Origin of the sequence: Lactobacillus sp. UMNPBX16 (assembly GCF_002553775.1) — a bacterium.
Taxonomy (GTDB): Bacteria; Bacillota; Bacilli; order Lactobacillales; family Lactobacillaceae; genus Lactobacillus; species Lactobacillus crispatus.
The window spans coordinates 1-19838 of sequence record NZ_PCYU01000035.1; the positions used below are offsets into that span (position 1 = coordinate 1).

Genomic DNA, 19838 nt, shown 5'->3' on the forward strand with positions numbered 1-19838 from the left:
TTGTTCTTCGTTCGGGTTCTTCACGATACACTAGGTAGTGTTGTAATATATTTTCCTTTATCTTTGCATTAAATTAAAAAGTATTTTATTCTCTCAAATCTAATTATTCGAAAATTGTGGGTTTTCATCCCTGAAACCATGCAAAATTAATTTAAATTTTTTTACTTTTTTTGCAAAATCACGTAAATATTCTACTATTCAAATCAAAATTCCATTGCAATGATCAATTTCATGCTGAATCGTTTCAGCTATAAAGTCACCAAAAGTTTGCGTTACTGTTTCTAACTCCATATTCTGATAAGTAACAGTAATTTCTTCATAGCGCTGAACATTACGCTCGCCTTCTAGTGACAGACATCCCTCACTAGCAAGATACATCTGCTTTTTTTGAATAATACGCGGATTCAGCATTACAAATGGAAGCGGGCCAGCATAAAACGCAATAATTTGTTTAGTCTGACCAATCATATTTGCAGCCAGCCCCGCAGCTTTCCCACGATTAGCTAGTAGCGTATCACGCAAGTTTATCGCAACTTGTAAATCATTTTTGCCAGCTAAATCAGATTTTTGTCTTAAAAATAGCTGATCGTGAATTATTTTTTGTGCAGTCATGTTTTCTTCCTTTATCATTATTATTTCTATTCATTATAATTGAAAACGAGGTGAATAAATATTGAATAATCAAGCAAGTTTTAAACTCTCTCCTTACCATCAGCTCAACCAAGAGCAATCACTTCTCGTACAAAAAATTTTACATTTTTCGATTACACATTGCAGCAATAAAAATCATCCTGCTGTTTTCACTATTTATGGTGAAGCAGGTACTGGTAAAAGTGTAGTGCTTTCTGCCCTTTTTGATCAGTTGCAAAAATTAAACCACCAAACAGGCAGCCAACTGTATAAAACTCAAAACTACTTTTTAGTAAATCACCCTGAACTGCTAAAAGTCTATAAGCAGATTGCTGGGCCAATTAAAGAACTATATAAGAAAAATTATATGCGGCCAACTTCATTTATTAATCAGATGGACAAAAAACAAACCAGTGCTGATGTTGTCGTCATTGATGAAGCACACTTGCTCTTATCTCAGCCTGATCACTACAACAACTTTTATCACGATAACCAATTAGAGGAGGTTATTAAGCGGTCAAAAGTTGTCATTTTGGTATTTGATGAAAACCAAGTTTTACGAATGAAAAGCTTCTGGACACGTAAGCGACTTGAAGCAATTACTCATCATTATCCCCACGAAGACTATCAACTACATCATCAATTTAGAATGATGGCACCAGATAGTCTAATAGAATGGTTTAACTTTTTTACACATAATAAATTAATGCCCTTAAAAAAAGAAATGTGGCACAACTACGACTTTCGTATTTTTACTGATGCAGAAAAAATGCGGCAAGAAATCGTCAAGAGAAATCAAACAGACGGCCTGGCAAGAATTCTTTCAACTTCCGGCTATCCATCTACTCTTGATGGTGGCAAACATTACATTAAAGAAGGGAAATTCATGCTGCCATGGGATCAATACAACTACACATCAACTCCTTGGGCAGAAATTCCTACAACAATCAATGAAGTTGGTTCTATCTATACTTGCCAAGGTTTTGACCTAAATTATGCTGGCATCATTATCGGTCCACCAATCAGCCTGATTCCCGGCACCAATCAACTTAAAGTTAATTTAGACAAAATTACAGATGTTGAGATGTTCAAAAAGCGTAATGATCTAACCAACTCAAAAGAAAAAATAGAATATGAAGAGAAGATGTTCATGAATTCACTCAACGTTCTATTCAAGCGAGGAATCCGCGGTACCTATTTATACGCTCATGATCCCGCACTCAGAGCAAAATTAGCCGCACTTTTTCAACAAGCTAGCTAAAAATACGTCTTTTCACCAAAATAATAGTTTGTCCGATGCAAAGAACGCGCTAAAATGTAAACAAACCACTTTTTAAGGAAGGCCTTTTAAATTTTGAAAAAATCAATTATTGGACTAGCTACCGCTGCGCTGCTAACGACAGTTCCTGCATTTGCGATCACTGAACCACCACAAGTTCAAGCCAGTTCATACTCTAAAACCGAAATGCGAAATTTTGTCCGCAATACTTTGGCTCAAAACAATACTCGCGGTAGTATCGTCATTATCAAAAACGGTCAGCCGCAACAAATCAGCTATGGCTACGCTTGGTACGGTAAAAAAGTTGGTAATGGGAACGACAACGTAGTTTATCCAACTGCTTCTTTGCAAAAAGTTGTTACAGCAGCAATGATAATTCAGCTGATGAATGAAAACTGGCACACTAGTCAAAAATTTACGCAAAACACCAAAATTTCACGTTGGTACCCTAATCTTAAAAACGCCGATAATATTACTATTGGACAGTTAATGACCCATACTTCTGGCATTCAAGCAACCAATACTGAATTGGATCGCGGAAAAGTTTTAAGTGAGAATGACGCCATCAATTGGGCTATTGATAATACTAATAACGGCACTCAAGGGACACCAGGAACCTACTTCTACAATAATACCAACTATCTTTTATTAGCCGGAATTATTATTAAAATCAGCGGACAATCCTACGAAAACAATTTCAATAATCGCATCATTAACAAATTAGGGCTTGCTAATACATTCCTTTATCAGGATATTCCTAGTTGGAAAACCGATCCTATCTCTTACGTCTGGAATAATGGTAAAAATTACCAAGACGCTGAATACGTTAAAAAGACTCTTGCCTCCCAGCTTCCAGGCGCAGGCAATATGTTCACTACCCCAATGGATTATTACAAGATCCAGCTTGGCTTAACCAATGGTAGTATCTTAAGCAAATCCGATTTCTATTACTTAACTCATCTTAAAAGTGCAACCACTAATTATTCTGGAGGGCTTCATTTAGATGATGACCATACTAAATCTGCTTATGGTAGCTTAAGCAACACTCATTTTGGTAATTGGATCAAAATGACTACAGATAATCGATATGGAATAATTATGTTTTTAAACCAGGTTAGCGGTGATGAAACTGCTCAGAAAAATATCGGGACTAAGATTCTAGATCACATCAAGCCTAGAATGTTTGATAAGGATAATAACCAAGATGACCAAGATCTAATTAATATTAGCGGCAATTAAAAAAGCTTTTCCTAAGCGGAAAGGCTTTTTTGGTCTATTCAAATAATAACTCATGCATTGACTCACTCAGTGGATGTTTCAACATTAAGTTCATCCCTACAGCTGGCTTTTTCTTAACACCGAGCAATTCTTCGCGAACAGAATCAGCTTGAATCTTTGCCTTGCCTAAATAAAAGAACTGCTTACCATCTGCATCGCTTCTTTTAACAAATATATGCAAATTCATCCCTCGCGTATTAAGCAAACGCTGTACCTCATCAGAATCTAAATGCCGTGGCACCCGAGTATACCAGCGCAAACTGCGCCCATCAGCCAATGTATTACGATACAGAGCATTCCGCTTTTCATGATCATCTTTATGATAAGTGATGAAGATTGGTGTGTCCTGCTCACCAACACGATAGCCATACATCGGGGCCGAAACATCCTTAGGCCAGTTCAAGAGTCGACAAGCGTCCTTACGATCATATTGCTGATATAAAGTAAATTGACGCTGATTATCATATTCCTGATTTAAGGCCAAACCAGTTTTAATAGCATCAACAAATAAATTCTTAAAATGATGTTGATCTAGGGCAGAACGTAGAGAACCATTCAATTGATAGTCAAATAAATTGCTACGTTCAACTAACGGCAATTTACCATATTGTGCTTTTTTGGTAGTCTTTCCCTGCTTAATATCAAAAAAATCTAGCGATAAAATCGCATCAACAGAAGCTAACAATTCATCATTTACATAAGCATGGTGTCGTTTCAATTGAGCTAGATAATCTTCTTGCTTAACAATATCTTGTTCAAGTAGCATCTCTAACAAAAGTAACTCGTGAATTCTTTTACCATTAAGTAATTCCTTAGTCACAAAAGACAGCACTTCATTTTCATATTTTGATAAATTAACGTCTTCGCCCATTTTACCCAAAAAGTCAGCATAGCTTGCCAAGCCATGATTTTGTGCAAAAACAATCGGTGCAACTGAGCCATATTGATAAAAATCAAATAGTAGCGGTACACGCCCTAGTTTGTTCTTGAGATCATGGTAACTCTGCCGCAATTCACGCATCCCATCAAGCTTGACACTATCAAGCGAAGCCAAAATTTTTTCACTGGCAATTTTACTAAAGTTAATCGTTGAAACATCAATAAAGCTTGGCAGACGCGTTTCTCGTTTAGCTTGATCTTTGCTTCGAGAAGTATCCTGATTCAGTGCCAACGGAATCATGTAATTGTTTTTATAATTGCCGATAAAATCTAGCACAACGGTAAAATCTTTGCCAGGATATTTACGAAGCCCCCGGCCTAACTGCTGGATAAACACTATGCTCGACTGTGTGTTGCGTAACATTACAATTTGATTCAAGGCAGGGATGTCGATTCCTTCGTTAAACAAGTCAACCGCTACAATATACTCAATCTCACCTTTAACTAAAGACGCAACCACTTCATTACGTCTTTTTTCATTATCCTCATTGGTCAATGCTACAGCGGGATGTCCTTTTTGACTAAAAAGCCGAGCTAATTCACGTGCTTCATCCTGTCGACTGCAGAAAACCAAGCCTTTAGCCTTTGTTCCACAATAGCCGTAATAGTCTAATTCCTTTAAAACATAGTCTACTCGAGATGTAGAAGCTAGGTAGCGTAAATCTGTTGTTTCATCAATCGCTACTCCGTCTGCTTCATAATCCTGGACACCCACATAATGAAATGGCGCCAGCATCTTTTCTTCCAGTGCATCCCGCAAACGAATTTCATATGCCAAATTGTAGTCAAAAATCTGATAAACATTTTGCTCATCCATTCGTTCAGGCGTAGCCGTCATTCCTAACCAAAAATTGGGCTTAAAATAATGTAAAAGGCGCTGATACGAAGGTGCAGCTGCCCTGTGTGCTTCATCAATCAAGACATAATCAAATTCGTCGCTATTAAAATTAGCCAGCATCTCAGGTTGACTTATCGTTTGTACCGTCGAAAATAAATACTTGGCCTGTAAATTGTGCCTATTTCCCGTTAATAAGCCATAATCCGATCTTGGTCCACCAATTACACGATAAAAACTTTCTAATGACTTTTTAGCAATTTGCTCACGATGCACAATGTATAAAAAACGCCGCGGCTGATATTTCTTAACAGCAAAAGCACCTAAATAAGTTTTCCCCGTTCCTGTGGCTGACACTACTAGCCCTCGTTTTTCACCACTTGCAACTAGTGCTTCTATCTGTTTTAAAGCCGCTTTTTGCATTTTATTTGGTAAAATTTTTGTCTGATGCCGATCAGTAGCAACTCGCTCAGGCTTTACCCAATTTTTACGATAATCTGTTAGCCAGGCTGAATTTAAAACAAAACTATCCTGTTTTAAATCTGCAATTTTATCCACTAATTGAGCTGTTAAATCTGCTTGCTTTTTTGAACTTACTTTCAAAGCCCACTCATAGTTAGCCAGCAGAGCTGAACGTGTAAAATTAGCACTGCCAATAATCACAGTTTGATAGTTTTCATGATTAAATAAATATCCTTTAGTATGGAAACCTGCCTTATTAGCAATACGAACTTCTAAATTAGGAATCTTTTGTAATTCCGTAAAAACACGCGGATTGTTAAAACCCAAGTAATCACCAGTAATAATCGTGCCACTAATTCCATTTTTCGCTAAATCTGCCATTATCACCTTAAACGGAACTAGCATGTCTTGCGTAATAAACGCAACCGCCCAAGTAAAGGACTTGCAACTATACAATTCCTGGCGCAAAGTCTGCCAGATTCTCTCTTGCTGATTATTAGCTAATATTTTAGGACCTAATTCTTCACTTCCTAAATAATTTTGATCAACAAAACCATTTAATATTGCATCCCTCATCGCATCCGCCATTTTATTCACCTCTCTCAAATTCTACTAAAAAAGCATCCGTCTTGAAAAACGAATGCTTCTTAATTCTATTGTGATTGCCATTTTTCATGCCAGCGATACAAAATAAGTGGCAAAATCGACACAATGGCACACATGCCGATTAAGGTCCAAACATAAACGTGACGCAAATTGCTTGGCGTGCCTTGTGCTGGAACAAAAGTTACAAAGAAAGCTATAACCGTGATGATTAATGCAAGCACCGCAATTGCAATACTCAAATTAGGGTTCTTGCTCATATAATACATACGGTGATAATCTTCATGCTTTCTTTTCAAAACCATGTAAGCAATCAACATAATCATATAAACCATGAGATATTGCGCCGTCGTTGCGGCCAATGAAACGTTAAACGCAAAATCGGCATCGGCACCACTGGTAAAAGTAATCAATAATGCAGAAATGGTAACGATACTTGATTGTAAAACCATAATTCTTAATGGCACGCCGTGCTTAGTGGTTTTAGCAAAAAACTTAGGCATATAGCCCTCTTTAGCCGCTTCATACATTCCCTGATTAGGACCAGCAATCCAGTTGCCTAGCTCACCAATAATACCGCAAGCTAACATTATACCCACAATTTTTTGCAACAGATCACCAGGTAGCCCGATTGACGTTAACAGCTTGCCATAGGTATAAACAAAGCCCGTACTGTTCTCTATTTGATCCTTAGGCACAGTCATTCCAATTGCCATACTACCTAGCAAGTCGAAGCAGATTGCAGTAACGGCTAAGCCAAGCATAACTTTTGAGTATGACTTGATGTGGTCCAAGTTTTTAACGTGCGGTGCAGAAGCTTCCCCACCACAAAAGGCCAACATAAATGGGACAAAGGCAACTAATGTATTACCATTCAATTTATGTGGAATTACAGTATTCCAGTTAATCGTCATATGCAAGGGATGCCCCTGAATCACATATACGAAGAATGAAATAATCAATAAAATTACTGGTGTCGCAATCCCCAGAATAAACAGCCATTCAGCGATTCGACCAATCTTTCTAACACCAATTACCTGAATCGCTGTTGCTCCCCACAGAATAACCATCATTAAAATGAAGCGTACGATTGGCGTGGTGTTGAACCAAGGTGTCCCAAATGTGATAGACAATGCCCCAATGATCACATACATCATCGTATCCATACCAACAGTAATATGAATCCATTGATAAAACATTGCTGTCCAGCCTGTTTTTTCTCCAAGAGATCCTTTCACCCAAGTGAAGATTCCGCCTTTTTCCCAACCATCAATTGAGGCCATTTCTCCAGCCATTTGCGTAATCGGGATAAACCAAGCGATTCCAGCAATTAACAAGTAAAACAGTGCCGTTGCTCCAGTTTTACCAAATGGTGCGAGTTCATCAACGGAAATAACCATTGAACTAGTCATCGCGAATAGCTTAAATGCTGTCAGACGATTGTACTTCAGATCCTGCTCCAAAGCTCAATCTTCTTTTTTCTCGTTATTCAAAGAATTTCAACCCCTACTTCTTTTTCAAAATAAAAACATTTCAAAAAGAAATTATACTAGGGCTTGCTTCAATTTAAAGATTTATTTCAAGCAAAATTGGGCAGTGGTCTGCTCGTTTGCCCGTATCGATCATCTCTGAGCGGACCACCTTATCAGCAATGCGATTGCTTACTAGCCAATAATCAATTCTCCAGCCAGAGTTGTTAGCCTTAGCGGTTCTGACACGTTGAGCCCACCAAGAATATACGCCAATAATCTCACCATGAACTTTTCTAAAGGTATCGGTAAAGCCAGCATTGAGCAAATTGGTAAAGTCGACTCTTTCTTCATCAGTAAAGCCAGCTGAGTGATGATTATTTTCGGGATGTTTTAAGTCAATTTCTGTGTGAGCACAATTATAATCGCCACTTGCCAAAACTGGCTTTTTTTCATCTAATTTTTGCAGATATTCAATATACTTTTGGTCCCAAACTTGACGTTCAGCTAGTCGCTTTAAACCACTGCCTGAATTTGGCGTATAAACCTGGGTGACAAAGTATTTATCAAATTCCAGTGTGATTATCCGTCCCTCATGATCCATCGGCTCAGGGGCGCCAATAATCGGCTCAGACACTGCAGGAGTTAATCCTTTCTTATAAAGATACATTGTACCAGCATAGCCTTTTCTAGCTGGTTCTTCTGAAGAGCGCCAAACATAGTCATACTCAGGGAACTTTTCAGCCAACACTTCTTTATGTTTTTTAGTTGGCCCAGTTGCACGCAGCTTAGTTTCTTGAATCGCAATAATATCTGGATTGGCATCATGAATTTTAGTTAAAACTTGCCGCGTTTCTTCCGCCCTAGCTGAAGTACCAGTCAGAGCTGCATTTAATGAATCGATATTCCATGAAATTAAGATCATTTTTCTTCCCCTTTGTTTTAGTTCTCAAGTTTAATTATAACGAAAAAAAGAAAAAGGACTGATTTAGATGACTTTTCTAAACCAGCCCTTTTAAGGGAGTTGTGTTGAATGAGAATAACGAGATTTTTTTACATTAGCCTACTCATCACTAATGTTGCGAAAATAAATTATCAAGATTAACAAAAGATTCAACGCAAGAGATGTTGCAGGGGGTCTTGACTCTTTACCTTCGCAAAAAGGGGATGGACTTATTATCAATCTTAACTTTCGCGGTTGTATAGGGGACAACCAGCAAAAAGCAATACCCAATGTATGAATTAATAAAGGCCCAATAGGATGTATTAATAAGGAATTAGAAGATTTGTTACCTTCGTACAATTCATCTCTATTTGATGCGTTGTATTTTTGTTATGAGTATATAATATCAGCTTTATGACAATGCGTCACTATTTGCTTTTTGTCTTTAGAAATCCTTAAACTTTTAGACAAAAAAGCAAGCTAGCTCCTATTTGAGTCAACTTGCTTCTTAGTAAACAGAAATTAGATATTACAAATTAAGATCTATGCTTCTTGCTATCTGCTAATCCTAATAAGCTTCCAGCAGCTGCAATAGCTACACCGATAGCAGTCAAAGCAACGTTATCCTTCTTCCCCGTTTGTGGCAAAGTAGATTTTTGCTCACTAGCTACTGTCTTCTTGCCACCATTATCCTTTGCTGGTGTCTTAGTAGCATGAGGAGTTGGTGTTGTTGGCTTCTGCTCTGGCTTTACAGGCGGGGTAACTGGGGTTGCTGGATTATCGCCTGGATCCACTGGTGGAGTAACTGGGGTATCTGGAGTACCAGGATTATTAGCCTTATAGTTAATTACTACTTTAGTATTTGGAGTATCTGGAGTAGTTTTCCAAGTGTAAGTCGTGTCAGGAATCTTGTCCTTGATATCGTTAGAGTTAGTAACTACAGTACTTGGGTCTGGAACCTTGTCACCCTTTGGTACGTAGATAACGTCTGGTACATTTGGTGCAATGACAGTTACAGGAACAGTTGCGGTACTCTTAGTACCGTCTGGGTAAGTCTTGTCTTTGATTTGAAACATTATCAGCTTCTTTGACTGCATCTACATCTATTTTCTCACTACTCTGTTTTTGAACAACTGAGCTGGTTTGCTCAGCATCTCTACTTAAATCATCTGCATGAACAGCATGACCACCAAAAAACATAAAGGTGGTCCCGATTATTACAGAAGCAACACCAATTGTCAGCTTTCTTAGGCTGAAATGCTGTTGGCTTTCTCCTTTAAAATGCATATTCAATTTTCCTCCGCTATGTTTGTTTCTCTACTTAAAGTCCATTATATAACCTGGGTTATATAACGAAAATGTGTCTCTTATACAAATCCATATACTACCTTTCACTAATATTGCTATATACAAAAATAATTTTCATATCTATGGGATTGAGATTAGGTAACAGTTAATAATAGTTGCAATTTTTAGGCTATAAACTTTTTTTGAAAAAATTGCAACTTTTTTGCTCAGAGTAAAACTTGACTTTTATTTTTCTTAAAATCTATACAAAAAAATGGTTCTTTTGTGTTTTGTTGAGCAAGTAAAAGCGTATAATGAGGACTGGTCATACTAATAAATTTTACGGAGGTTAAATTTATGACAAAGATTTTTGCTTACGCTATTCGTAAAGACGAAGAACCATTCTTAAACGAATGGAAGGATGCTCACAAGGATATCGATGTAGATTACACTGATAAGCTTTTGACTCCTGAAACTGCTAAGTTAGCTAAGGGTGCTGACGGTGTTGTTGTTTACCAACAATTAGACTACACCCCAGAAACTCTTCAAGCATTGGCAGACGCTGGCGTAACTAAGATGTCATTACGTAACGTTGGTGTCGACAACATCGACATGGACAAGGCTAAGGAACTTGGCTTTGAAATTACTAACGTTCCTGTATACTCTCCTGACGCTATTGCTGAACATGCTGCAATCCAAGCTGCTCGTGTATTACGTCAAGACAAGCGTATGGACGAAAAGATGGCTAAGCGCGACTTACGTTGGGCACCTACTATTGGTCGTGAAGTTCGTGACCAAGTTGTTGGTGTTGTAGGTACTGGTCACATTGGTCAAGTATTTATGAGAATTATGGAAGGTTTCGGCGCAAAGGTTATTGCTTACGATATCTTCAAGAACCCAGAACTTGAAAAGAAGGGTTACTACGTTGACTCACTTGACGACTTGTACAAGCAAGCTGATGTAATTTCACTTCACGTACCAGACGTTCCAGCTAACGTTCACATGATCAACGACGAATCAATCGCTAAGATGAAAGACGGCGTTGTAATTGTAAACTGCTCACGTGGTCCACTTGTTGACACTGACGCTGTTATCCGCGGTTTGGATTCAGGTAAGATCTTTGGCTTTGTTATGGATACTTACGAAGACGAAGTTGGTGTATTTAACGAAGATTGGGAAGGTAAAGAATTCCCAGACAAGCGTTTAGCTGACTTAATTGATCGTCCAAACGTTTTGGTAACTCCACACACCGCCTTCTACACCACCCACGCTGTACGTAACATGGTTGTTAAGGCATTTGACAACAACTTGAAGATGATCAATGGTGAAAAGCCAGATTCTCCAGTTGTTTTGGACAAGAACAAGTTTTAATTAACCTAAATTAAGACAAACTAAAAGACTTGGGAAAAATTACTTCTCAAGTCTTTTTTGCGTATTAAATTAATCAACATCTAAATACTTAGCTAAAATCTGCAACACACCATTGTCATCATTCGAAGGTGCCTCATACTTTGCTACCGCCTTAGCCTTCGCATTGGCGTTTTTCATCGCATAGCTATAGCCACATGCCTTAAGCATATCAATATCATTTTCGCCATCGCCAAAGGCAATCAAATCTTTTTGCGCAATGTCATAATGCTTAAGCATATCGTCTACGCCCTTGGCCTTATTAATGCCTTTATGCACCAAGTCGATTGTCATATTACCACTGCTAGTGCCGCGAATACAGTCACCATATTTTTCATTAAACCGATCCTGAATTACCTGTGCCAGTTCATCATCAGCTGTCAGACAAACCTTCAAGATCGCATCGGTTGGATCAATGTCAGTAAACTGATCGATTTCCTGAACATCACGATAATAAATTCTAATGTCGTCTTTATCCGCTTGATCCATACTCTTCAAAATATAGCAATGATGCTGTGCGCTAACCATAATGATCGCTTCAGGGTATTTTGTTTGAATAAAATGGAGCAATTTTTGTGCAATTTTATAATCAATTGCGATCCGTCTGAATACTTTGCCATCGGCTTCTAGAATTGCCCCATTTTCAGACACGTAATCTACTTCATTAGTAAATTCGTCAAAATATTCATGCGAACGAATTAGTTGGTTCCCTGTTGCACAGATAAACGGTATTTGATTAGCTTGCAATTTTCGTAAAACTTTTGCAAATAGCGCATGATCAAAAGTCTTTTTTTCGGTCAAAAAAGTGCCATCTAGATCAACCGCTACAGCTTTAAAAGGTATTTGTGTCATGTTTTATCACCTTTCTATCGTACCTTTATCTTACTATGCAAGCGATTTTCTAGCAGTATTTTGCTAATAAAATGAAATTTCTTTCATAACTAGTCAAATATTTCGTTTATTTCAAGTTGCATTTTTTAATAAGAAAAGCACTATGCCGCATTTTTAATGTTTCACATGTAACAAGATAAGCAATTCATGGTATCATGCTAATCTAATGGATAAGTATAAGGATATTGTGCAGTCTCTGGCACCTTATCCCAAGTGACGGTGTGACCTGCACCATGTGAACAAAAGACAGAGTTAGGCGTATTCTCCAGATCAGAAACGGGATCATAATTCTTTTCCTCAATAATTTCTGCCGCATTGTGACAAGGCAAATAACCACTGACTACGCATTCAAGATTACCTTCACCATGCGTATAATTGCGCACTTCTGTCGCATAATCTTGCATTTCAGCTACCGGTGCAGAACCGGATATGACTGTTCGTTCACCAATATTTTCAGGCGTACTAAATTTTCCATTCATGCGCTGAATATCATTTAAAGCACGCCCTACCTGATCTCTTCCTATTTCTAAGCGGAAATCATACCACGGTTCGAGCAAAATAGTTTGTTGGCGTATCTTTTCTTCCATTAAACCTTGCCGCACTGCACGATAAGTTGCTTCACGGAAATCGCCACCAACCGAATGTACAATTGAGCCTTTACCACCGATCAAGGTAATCTTCATATCTGTAATCGGCGAAGCTGTCAAAACACCAAGATGTTCTTTAGACTTCAACGCCGTCATGATTTGATGTTGCCAATTTTTAGTCAAAACTTCTAAACTGCATTTATTTTCAAAAACAATACCGCTATTACGTGGCAGTGGCTCCAGTAAAAGATGAACTTCCGCGTAGTGACGTAGTGGTTCAAAGTGGCCTACTGCTTCAATTGGTTTAGTGATTGTTTCTTGATAAAGAATACTTCCCTGTTCAAAAACAATATTCAAACCAAAACGTTCTTGCATTAACTGTTCTAAAATTTCTAATTGAATCTTTCCCATCACTTGCACGTGGATTTCTTGCAAATGTTCGGACCAAGTCACATGCAGCTGTGGATCTTCATCTTCCAAGGTTTGCAGAGCTTTTAAGCAAGCGTGAAGATCATTATCCTGGGGATTAACTTTATAGGTCAAAACTGGCTTAAGCAGTGCAGTTGGTGCATCCCCTACGCCGAATCCTTGTCCTGGATACGTCTTTGCCAATCCTGTTGCAGCAACGATCTCTCCAGCAGCTGCTTCAGTAATAGTTACAAATTTTTCACCATTATAACTACGCAGCTGATTAATTTTCTCACCAGCTAATTCAGTCTTGGCTTTTAAGCTGCCACCCAAAATTCGCAACCAAGTTAAGCGTTCACCTTTAGTATCATGCGAAATCTTAAAGCACCGTGCCGCAAACTTATCATAGAATTCCTTTTCCTTAGTCCATTTACTAAAACCAGCTAAAAATTCCGTAATTCCCGTTAATTTCAACGCAGAACCAAAATAAATTGGAAAAACTTTTCTCTGCACAATTGCATTTTGCACGTCCTGATCAGACATGGCACCACTATCCAAATACTTCTCAAGCAAGGCATCATCTGTGGCAGCCACATTTTCATAAAATTCATCATCAATCTTCGAAAAATCAACGCAACTCTCACTTAAGTTCTTTTGAATATCAACCAACGCCATCCCTCGATCAGCGCCTATCGCATCAACCTTATTCACAAAAATAAACACTGGTACATTGTTCCGCTTAAGTAAATGCCACAGAGTGCGAGTATAACTAGCTACACCATCTGTAATTGAAATAACCAAGATAGCATAATCAAGCACACTCAACGTTTCTTCAGTTTGCGCACTAAAATCAACGTGCCCCGGAGTATCTAGTAAAGTAATTTCTGAATTATTAGTTGTTAATTTAGCTTCATGAGAAAAAATGGTAATGCCACGTTTTTTCTCCAATTGATCTGTATCTAAAAAAGCATCCCCATTGTCTACTCTTCCTAGCGTCCGCAAATTTCCTGCCTTGTACAGCAGAGCCTCAGAAAGAGTCGTTTTGCCCGCGTCAACGTGAGCTACAATTCCTGTTGTAATTTTCTTCATTGTCTCACCTAATAAAAAAGTATCTTACTTCAAAAATAAGATACTTCTTGTGATAATTCAATTTTCTTTATTCCAAATTAAATTAAAAGTTAACCTCATCCGGATCATTAGCCAGCTTACTTGCACCGCGCAAACCATCTAACTTCTTCATGTCTTCTGGACTAATCTCAAAGTCAAAGACATCACCATTAGCCGCAATATACTTAGGATGAACTGACTTCGGCAATGGTAAAAAGCCATGTTGAAGTGACCAACGAATCAATACTTGAGCTGAAGATTTACCATAGTTTTCGGCTACTTCACCAACCACTTCATTACCTAACAAGCCACCAGTGCCTAAAGGACTGTAAGCCTCATTAAGCAAATCATATTCCTTGCTTGCGGCCGTTACTTCCGGTTGCAAATCACTCGGATTCAAGTAACTTTGGTTAACTACCGGCTTAATCTCAGCAGTCTTCATTAATTCATCCAGGTGATGCTTTCTAAAGTTGGATACACCAATTGCGCGAATCTTGCCAGCCTTCACTGCTTCTTCCATCGCCTGCCAACTTTCAGCGTTAAGCTCTGCCCAGTTGTCACGCATAGCTACAGGATTAGGCCAATGGATTAAGTAAAGATCAAGATAGTCTAAATCTAATTTTTCTAGACTAGTATCAATTGCCTTTTTAGTCTTGTCATAACCATGATCGGAATTCCACAATTTAGTAGTTACAAATAATTCATGGCGGTTAACGCCGCTACGTTTAATTGCTTCGCCAACACTTTCTTCATTGCCGTAAGCTGCTGCAGTATCAATGTGACGGTATCCCGCCTCAAGTGCGGCTTCAACAGATTCTCTTGCAACTTCTCCACTTGGTGTTTGCCAAGTACCAAAGCCAATTACAGGGATCTCTACACCATTATTTAGGGTATAAGTATCAGTAAGTGAATGTAATTCCATATTCTCACCTTTCTATATTTTTTGTTAAAAAAATATATTTTTAAGTCAACTTAATTCAGTCTAAAAAACATTACATGTTAATCTTAAACTAAAAAAGAAACAGAGGTGAACAAATATGCTTACTAATAGTCAGAATATAATTTTAAAAGATCAATTGACGCAAAACGATATCGATCATTTAATCAAAAAATGGGATCTAGATCCTACAATTTTCACTTACCCTAATTCCTCGATTGAGGTTGCTCGTTTTATCCCTATTGATTCTAATAAACTAAAAAATGGTCACCTACTAGTCAGCTTTGATCTATTAAGCGCTGACTTACCTATTGAACAAAAATTAATTCCAGTTTTCACTATCTTTGACGAAAATCATCTTTTTATTGGTACAACAGCAAGCTGCTCAGAATTAAAACCGCAAGAAAATATTATTGAAACAATTTTTCAAAGCCTGTGTATTCAAATTAAACACATTCGGTCAGAATTAGTAACCATCAAACAAGAAATTGATCGTTTAGATCAAGCTGCTAGAAAGACAACTAAGACCAAAGAATTAAAAAAAGTAACAGATTTGACTCGCCAGCTAGTTTACTTAAAGCATACCTTAGATGATCAAACACCTAGTCTAGAAGAATTTGGCAATTATTTAGTAGAAAACAAGCTAGCAAATCAAGCCCGCGTCAAAAGTATCATAACCAGGCAAAAACGAATTACCAAAATGATTCATGTTTATACTGACTTGCTCGATTCCATTAGCGGCCTCTTTACCGCCATGATGGACAGTCACTTGAACCATTTAATGAAATATCTAGATTCAGCTGCCCTGGTAATTGCTCTTCCCGCTTTAATCAGTGGCATTTGGGGCATGAATGTCGGCGGCTTACCAGGTAAAGAAAATGAAAACGGCTTTTGGATTTTAATAATTTTTGCCAGCTTATTAACTATTGGCTGGGGCATCTTCTTGAAGAGCAAAAAGTATAATGATTAGTACTTCTTCTCAAAATCATTCTGCATTAATTTAACAAGTTCTGGATAGGTTTCTACCTCAAAAATTGGATGCAAATTCAAAGTATTTTTTCGATGGCGATGATTGTACCAAATACTATCAAAGCCATATTTTTCTGCACCTAAAATATCAGATTGTAGGCCGTCCCCAAAAAAGACAGTCTCACTCGGACCAATTTCCGTACGACTGAAGAAATAATCAAAAGCATGTGGGTTAGGCTTAGAATAGTGGGCTTCTTCTGACGTAACAATTAGGTCAAAATATTTTTTCACACCAGCAAGCTCCAACCGGTGATTTTGCATAAATTTTTCACCATTGCTTAAAATAGTCAACTTATAGCCCTGCTTTTTAGCAAAAATCAAGGTGTCCTCAACCCCTGGCAATAATTGGTGTGCTTCGCCAAAGTATGAACGATATTCATCCATTGCCTTCTTGCCATCAATCTCAATACCAAAATGATCCAAAATAAAATCATGAAAAGTCATTTCACTTAACTCTTCATAAGTTAGTTCACCTTGTTCAAGCCGGCGCCAAAGTCCTTGATTATAAGAATGATACTGCCGCTGCAATTCCGCAGATAAAGGCCAGTGATGAGCGTTAAACAAGCTATGTAAGGCAAAATCTTCAGTTGCCGCAAAATCGATAATTGTATCATCCACATCAAAAATAATTTGTTTGTAACGCAATCTGGTCCCTTCTTTCTATGATGATTGTTAGAATAATTATTATAGCATGGTTAATAAAAAAATCATTTGACATCTTTCTCATAATTACTTAAAATTTAGCTAACAAATTTGAACGAAAGGAAGATTTTATCATGATTAAATTTACAGCAATCAATCGTTGGCAATTCCAGCACTAGAGTTGTTTCTGTTCGTGAAGTACAGATGCGACTCATTAAGATCGTATCTGTGCTGGTAAAATCTTCAAGAAATATTGCCCGCACGGAAAATAACGTGCGGGTTTTGTTTTAGGCATTTCCCGAAAAAAGGAAGTGCCTTTTTTGTTTGAAGGAGAAAAAGAATGAAAAGGTTAATCGGAACAATTATCGCTCTATTTGCTTTTCTGGCAATTGCATTTGTTAGTGAAGTAAATAAGAAAAATGCGGAAAAGAAAACGCCAACTGTCGGTATCTTGCAAACAATGAGCCACCCCGCTCTAGATCAGATCCATCGAGGCATTATTCAAGGACTTAAAGATGAAGGATATATCGAAGGAAAAAATCTTAAAATTGATTTTCAAAATGCCCAAGGTGATCAAAGTAATCTGAAATCAATGAGCGATCGCTTTAGCCAGGAAAACGCAACTGTAACTATTGGAATTGCCACTCCTGCTGTCCAATCTCTAGCTAATGCTTCTGGCAACATCCCTGTAGTTATGGGCGCGGTCAGCGATCCTCTTGGAACTCATTTAGTAAAAAGTCTAACACATCCTGGCGGTAAAATTACAGGTGTCCAGGACCGCCAGCCAATCGCCAGCCAGCTGGCCTTAATGCAAAAAATTTTACCTAAAGCCAAAAACATCGGTGTCATTTACACCTCAAGTGATGATTCATCAGCATCAGAGTACCGTGAATTCAGACGACTAGCTGAAGCAAAAGGACTTAAAGTTATCCCTTACACTATCACTTCAACCAATGATATCGAACAAGTTGCCCAAACCATGGTAGGCAAGGTTCAAGCAGTTTATGTCCCAACCGACAATACTGTAGCTAGTGGAATTGCCACCTTATTAAAGGCTACTAACAGTGCCAAGATCCCAGTTTTTCCTGCTGCCGATACTATGGTTAAAAGTGGTGGTCTCGCTACCAGGTGTGTCAGTCAATTCGACATGGGAATCTTAACTGGAAAAATGGCAGGACAAATTTTACATGGTAAAAACCCTGCTACTCTTCCCGTCAAGCGCGTAACCCATTATGAAACAGTAATCAATGAAAAAATAGCTCGTGAATTAAACATCACTATTCCGAATAGTGTAGTTCAAGCGGCACAAAAGAAAGGACGGATTATCAAATGAGCTTAATTACTTCTTCTATTGGCCAAGGTTTGCTCTGGGGCGTTCTAGCCTTAGGCCTCTACCTAACTTTTAGAATTTTAAATTTCCCAGACATGACTGTTGAGGGAACCTTCCCCTTCGGTGCCGCAATTTGTGTTAGTGCGTTAGTTCATGGCGTCAATCCTTTAGCAGCTACCATTCTTTCCTTCTTCGCTGGCATGGTCACTGGCTTAGTCACCGGCTTACTGTATACTAAAGGAAAAATCCCTGTTCTTTTAGCTGGTATTTTAACGATGACCGGTGTCTACTCAGTTAATCTTAGAATTCTAGGCAAGGCTAATGTAGGTTTACTTAACAAAAATACTTTACTAAACGGTCAGCTTTTACAAAAATTACCGATCAATTTTCCTACTATTGTTGTTGGTTTGATCATTGCCATTATCGTCATTGTTTTGCTAGCAGTTTTTCTTGATACTGATCTTGGTCAAGCCTTTATTGCCACTGGTGACAACGAAAAAATGGCTCAATCACTTGGCATTAATACCGATAATATGAAAATCTTAGGTCTAATGCTCTCTAATGGCTTGATTGGCTTAGCTGGCGGCCTTTTAGCTCAAAATGGTGGTTACGCTGACGTCAATATGGGTATTGGTACTATGGTTATCGGACTAGCTGCCATCATTATTGGTGAAGTCGTTTATGGCGATTTAAGTTTAACCGCCCGCTTGGTAGCAGTTGTTATCGGTAGTATTATTTATCGCCTTATCTTACTCCTAGTCCTCCAACTTGGCTTTAGTACCAACGACTTTAAATTGATTTCCGCTATTATTCTTGCTATTTGCATGATGCTTCCATTATTTGAACAAAAATTTCGCACTCGTAAGTTATTAAAGAAAGGCGTTGAAAAACCATGAGTACTATTTTAGATTTACAAAATATTACTACTACCGTTAATGCTGGTACCAATGAAGAAAAGCAAATCCTCAAAAATATTAATCTAAAACTTGAAGATGGAGATTTTGTTACTCTTTTAGGAACCAACGGTGCTGGTAAATCAACGCTACTAAATATTATCAATGGCTCTATTTTTCCTACTAGCGGGAAAATTCTGCTCAAAGACCAAGATTTAACCAATCTTTCTGAAGTAAAACGCGCTAAATATATTGCCCAAGTATTCCAAGATCCTAAAATGGGTACAGCTCCGCGAATGACTGTTGCAGAAAACCTATTACTTGCAACCAAACGAGGTGAACACCGCGGTCTGCGTTTAAGAGGCCTAGATAAACATATGCAAGAATTTAAACGCCAGGCGGCCCAACTCCCTAATGGGTTAAATGAACGCTTAAATACTTTTGTAGGTAATCTTTCTGGTGGTCAACGACAAACATTAAGTTTTTTAATGGCAACAATTAAGCGCCCTGATTTGCTCTTACTAGATGAGCATACTGCGGCGTTAGATCCAAATACTAGCCGCGAATTGCTTGAACTAACTGATAAAGTTGTGCAAGAAGAGCATTTAACCTGTGTCATGATCACTCACCAATTAAAAGACGCAATCAAATACGGAAACCGCACTATCATTTTAAACAATGGTAGAATCGTTTTTGATGTCAAAGGCGACGACAAAAAACGCCTAACTGAGGAGGATATTCTGCAATACTTCACAGATTAGAACGTTATTTTAGGATTATAAGTTAAGAGTGAACGACAGCTATAATATGAACACTGTGAATTTGCGGATTTTCTTATTATAATAAGAGCCGAGGTCATCGTTAAGGGACTTATACCAAAAA

At 38.1% G+C, this 19838-nt stretch carries 17 protein-coding genes; 7 read left to right on the top strand and 10 right to left on the bottom strand.

Annotation, left to right across the window (positions count from 1 at the left end):
* Window positions 1–198: 198 nt before the first annotated feature.
* Window positions 199–612: a peptide deformylase gene (locus CP367_RS08105; protein WP_005723569.1), complete on the bottom strand. Its 414-nt coding sequence runs from the start codon at window positions 610–612 to the stop codon at window positions 199–201.
* Window positions 613–673: 61 nt separating this feature from the next.
* Here CP367_RS08105 and CP367_RS08110 point away from each other — a divergent pair, with 61 nt between their 5' ends.
* On the top strand, window positions 674–1891 hold the full coding sequence (locus CP367_RS08110) for a DUF2075 domain-containing protein (RefSeq protein ID WP_089145854.1): 1218 nt from the start codon (window positions 674–676) through the stop codon (window positions 1889–1891).
* A gap of 204 nt (window positions 1892–2095) precedes the next feature.
* The gene (locus CP367_RS08115) at window positions 2096–3148 is read left to right on the top strand and encodes a serine hydrolase (RefSeq protein WP_005721937.1); all 1053 of its coding nucleotides are present in this window, start codon (window positions 2096–2098) and stop codon (window positions 3146–3148) included.
* Window positions 3149–3182: 34 nt separating this feature from the next.
* On the opposite strand, the gene CP367_RS08120 is transcribed toward CP367_RS08115, so the two are convergent.
* The 5 genes from CP367_RS08120 to CP367_RS08140 all read right to left on the bottom strand — a co-directional run bounded on the left by CP367_RS08120 (window position 3183) and on the right by CP367_RS08140 (window position 9725).
* Entirely contained in the window at window positions 3183–6011 is a 2829-nt protein-coding gene (locus tag CP367_RS08120; RefSeq protein ID WP_089145853.1) for a DUF3427 domain-containing protein, read from the bottom strand.
* A gap of 65 nt (window positions 6012–6076) precedes the next feature.
* Window positions 6077–7489 (bottom strand): amino acid permease, encoded by a 1413-nt coding sequence (locus CP367_RS08125; RefSeq protein WP_089145852.1) that lies wholly within the window; start codon window positions 7487–7489, stop codon window positions 6077–6079.
* Window positions 7490–7592: 103 nt separating this feature from the next.
* Entirely contained in the window at window positions 7593–8420 is an 828-nt protein-coding gene (locus tag CP367_RS08130) for an exodeoxyribonuclease III (protein WP_065991141.1), read from the bottom strand.
* A 554-nt stretch (window positions 8421–8974) separates the two neighbouring features.
* The gene (locus CP367_RS11160) at window positions 8975–9514 is read right to left on the bottom strand and encodes an LPXTG cell wall anchor domain-containing protein (protein ID WP_054832922.1); all 540 of its coding nucleotides are present in this window, start codon (window positions 9512–9514) and stop codon (window positions 8975–8977) included.
* Complete coding sequence (locus CP367_RS08140) at window positions 9474–9725, bottom strand: YSIRK-type signal peptide-containing protein (protein ID WP_005720610.1); 252 nt, start codon at window positions 9723–9725, stop codon at window positions 9474–9476. Before CP367_RS08140 ends, CP367_RS11160 begins: the two co-directional genes overlap by 41 nt.
* A 357-nt stretch (window positions 9726–10082) precedes the next feature.
* Here CP367_RS08140 and CP367_RS08145 point away from each other — a divergent pair, with 357 nt between their 5' ends.
* Window positions 10083–11096 (top strand): D-2-hydroxyacid dehydrogenase, encoded by a 1014-nt coding sequence (locus tag CP367_RS08145; RefSeq protein WP_057726850.1) that lies wholly within the window; start codon window positions 10083–10085, stop codon window positions 11094–11096.
* A 69-nt stretch (window positions 11097–11165) separates the two neighbouring features.
* Here CP367_RS08145 and CP367_RS08150 read toward each other — a convergent pair whose 3' ends face one another.
* The 3 genes from CP367_RS08150 to CP367_RS08160 form a co-directional block, all read right to left on the bottom strand.
* On the bottom strand, window positions 11166–11984 hold the full coding sequence (locus tag CP367_RS08150; RefSeq protein WP_089145851.1) for a Cof-type HAD-IIB family hydrolase: 819 nt from the start codon (window positions 11982–11984) through the stop codon (window positions 11166–11168).
* 197 nt (window positions 11985–12181) lie between these two features.
* Window positions 12182–14107, bottom strand: coding sequence for a translation factor GTPase family protein (locus tag CP367_RS08155; protein WP_089145850.1), 1926 nt, complete (start codon window positions 14105–14107; stop codon window positions 12182–12184).
* Between the two features lie 82 nt (window positions 14108–14189).
* Entirely contained in the window at window positions 14190–15047 is an 858-nt protein-coding gene (locus CP367_RS08160; RefSeq protein ID WP_089145849.1) for an aldo/keto reductase, read from the bottom strand.
* Between the two features lie 115 nt (window positions 15048–15162).
* On the opposite strand from CP367_RS08160, the gene CP367_RS08165 reads away from it, so the two are divergent.
* Window positions 15163–16032, top strand: coding sequence for a CorA family divalent cation transporter (locus CP367_RS08165; protein ID WP_089145848.1), 870 nt, complete (start codon window positions 15163–15165; stop codon window positions 16030–16032).
* On the opposite strand, the gene CP367_RS08170 is transcribed toward CP367_RS08165, so the two are convergent.
* Complete coding sequence (locus CP367_RS08170; protein WP_089145847.1) at window positions 16029–16736, bottom strand: YjjG family noncanonical pyrimidine nucleotidase; 708 nt, start codon at window positions 16734–16736, stop codon at window positions 16029–16031. The genes CP367_RS08165 and CP367_RS08170 overlap by 4 nt on opposite strands.
* A 337-nt stretch (window positions 16737–17073) precedes the next feature.
* On the opposite strand from CP367_RS08170, the gene trpX reads away from it, so the two are divergent.
* Genes trpX through CP367_RS08185 form a run of 3 tightly spaced genes read left to right on the top strand, consistent with a single transcriptional unit; the run spans window position 17074 to window position 19717 of the window.
* The gene (gene trpX, locus CP367_RS08175) at window positions 17074–18066 is read left to right on the top strand and encodes a tryptophan ABC transporter substrate-binding protein (protein ID WP_089145846.1); all 993 of its coding nucleotides are present in this window, start codon (window positions 17074–17076) and stop codon (window positions 18064–18066) included.
* Window positions 18063–18959, top strand: coding sequence for an ABC transporter permease (locus tag CP367_RS08180; protein ID WP_089145845.1), 897 nt, complete (start codon window positions 18063–18065; stop codon window positions 18957–18959). Before trpX ends, CP367_RS08180 begins: the two co-directional genes overlap by 4 nt.
* Window positions 18956–19717 carry an ABC transporter ATP-binding protein gene (locus CP367_RS08185; protein ID WP_005720621.1) on the top strand — a complete coding sequence of 254 codons (762 nt, stop codon included), beginning with the start codon at window positions 18956–18958 and terminating at the stop codon, window positions 19715–19717. Before CP367_RS08180 ends, CP367_RS08185 begins: the two co-directional genes overlap by 4 nt.
* Window positions 19718–19838 lie beyond the last annotated feature (121 nt).

What these genes read in the sequence shown, in the direction of transcription:
- CP367_RS08105 (WP_005723569.1), bottom strand. Translation starts at nt 612, where the DNA reads ATGACTGCACAAAAAATAATTCACGATCAGCTATTTTTAAGACAAAAA.
- CP367_RS08115 (WP_005721937.1), top strand. Translation starts at nt 2,096, where the DNA reads ATGCGAAATTTTGTCCGCAATACTTTGGCTCAAAACAATACTCGCGGT.
- CP367_RS08120 (WP_089145853.1), bottom strand. Translation starts at nt 6,011, where the DNA reads ATGGCGGATGCGATGAGGGATGCAATATTAAATGGTTTTGTTGATCAA.
- CP367_RS08130 (WP_065991141.1), bottom strand. Translation starts at nt 8,420, where the DNA reads ATGATCTTAATTTCATGGAATATCGATTCATTAAATGCAGCTCTGACT.
- CP367_RS11160 (WP_054832922.1), bottom strand. Translation starts at nt 9,514, where the DNA reads ATGTTTCAAATCAAAGACAAGACTTACCCAGACGGTACTAAGAGTACC.
- CP367_RS08140 (WP_005720610.1), bottom strand. Translation starts at nt 9,725, where the DNA reads ATGCATTTTAAAGGAGAAAGCCAACAGCATTTCAGCCTAAGAAAGCTG.
- CP367_RS08145 (WP_057726850.1), top strand. Translation starts at nt 10,083, where the DNA reads ATGACAAAGATTTTTGCTTACGCTATTCGTAAAGACGAAGAACCATTC.
- CP367_RS08150 (WP_089145851.1), bottom strand. Translation starts at nt 11,984, where the DNA reads ATGACACAAATACCTTTTAAAGCTGTAGCGGTTGATCTAGATGGCACT.
- CP367_RS08155 (WP_089145850.1), bottom strand. Translation starts at nt 14,107, where the DNA reads ATGAAGAAAATTACAACAGGAATTGTAGCTCACGTTGACGCGGGCAAA.
- CP367_RS08160 (WP_089145849.1), bottom strand. Translation starts at nt 15,047, where the DNA reads ATGGAATTACATTCACTTACTGATACTTATACCCTAAATAATGGTGTA.
- CP367_RS08165 (WP_089145848.1), top strand. Translation starts at nt 15,163, where the DNA reads ATGCTTACTAATAGTCAGAATATAATTTTAAAAGATCAATTGACGCAA.
- trpX (WP_089145846.1), top strand. Translation starts at nt 17,074, where the DNA reads ATGAAAAGGTTAATCGGAACAATTATCGCTCTATTTGCTTTTCTGGCA.
- CP367_RS08180 (WP_089145845.1), top strand. Translation starts at nt 18,063, where the DNA reads ATGAGCTTAATTACTTCTTCTATTGGCCAAGGTTTGCTCTGGGGCGTT.
- CP367_RS08185 (WP_005720621.1), top strand. Translation starts at nt 18,956, where the DNA reads ATGAGTACTATTTTAGATTTACAAAATATTACTACTACCGTTAATGCT.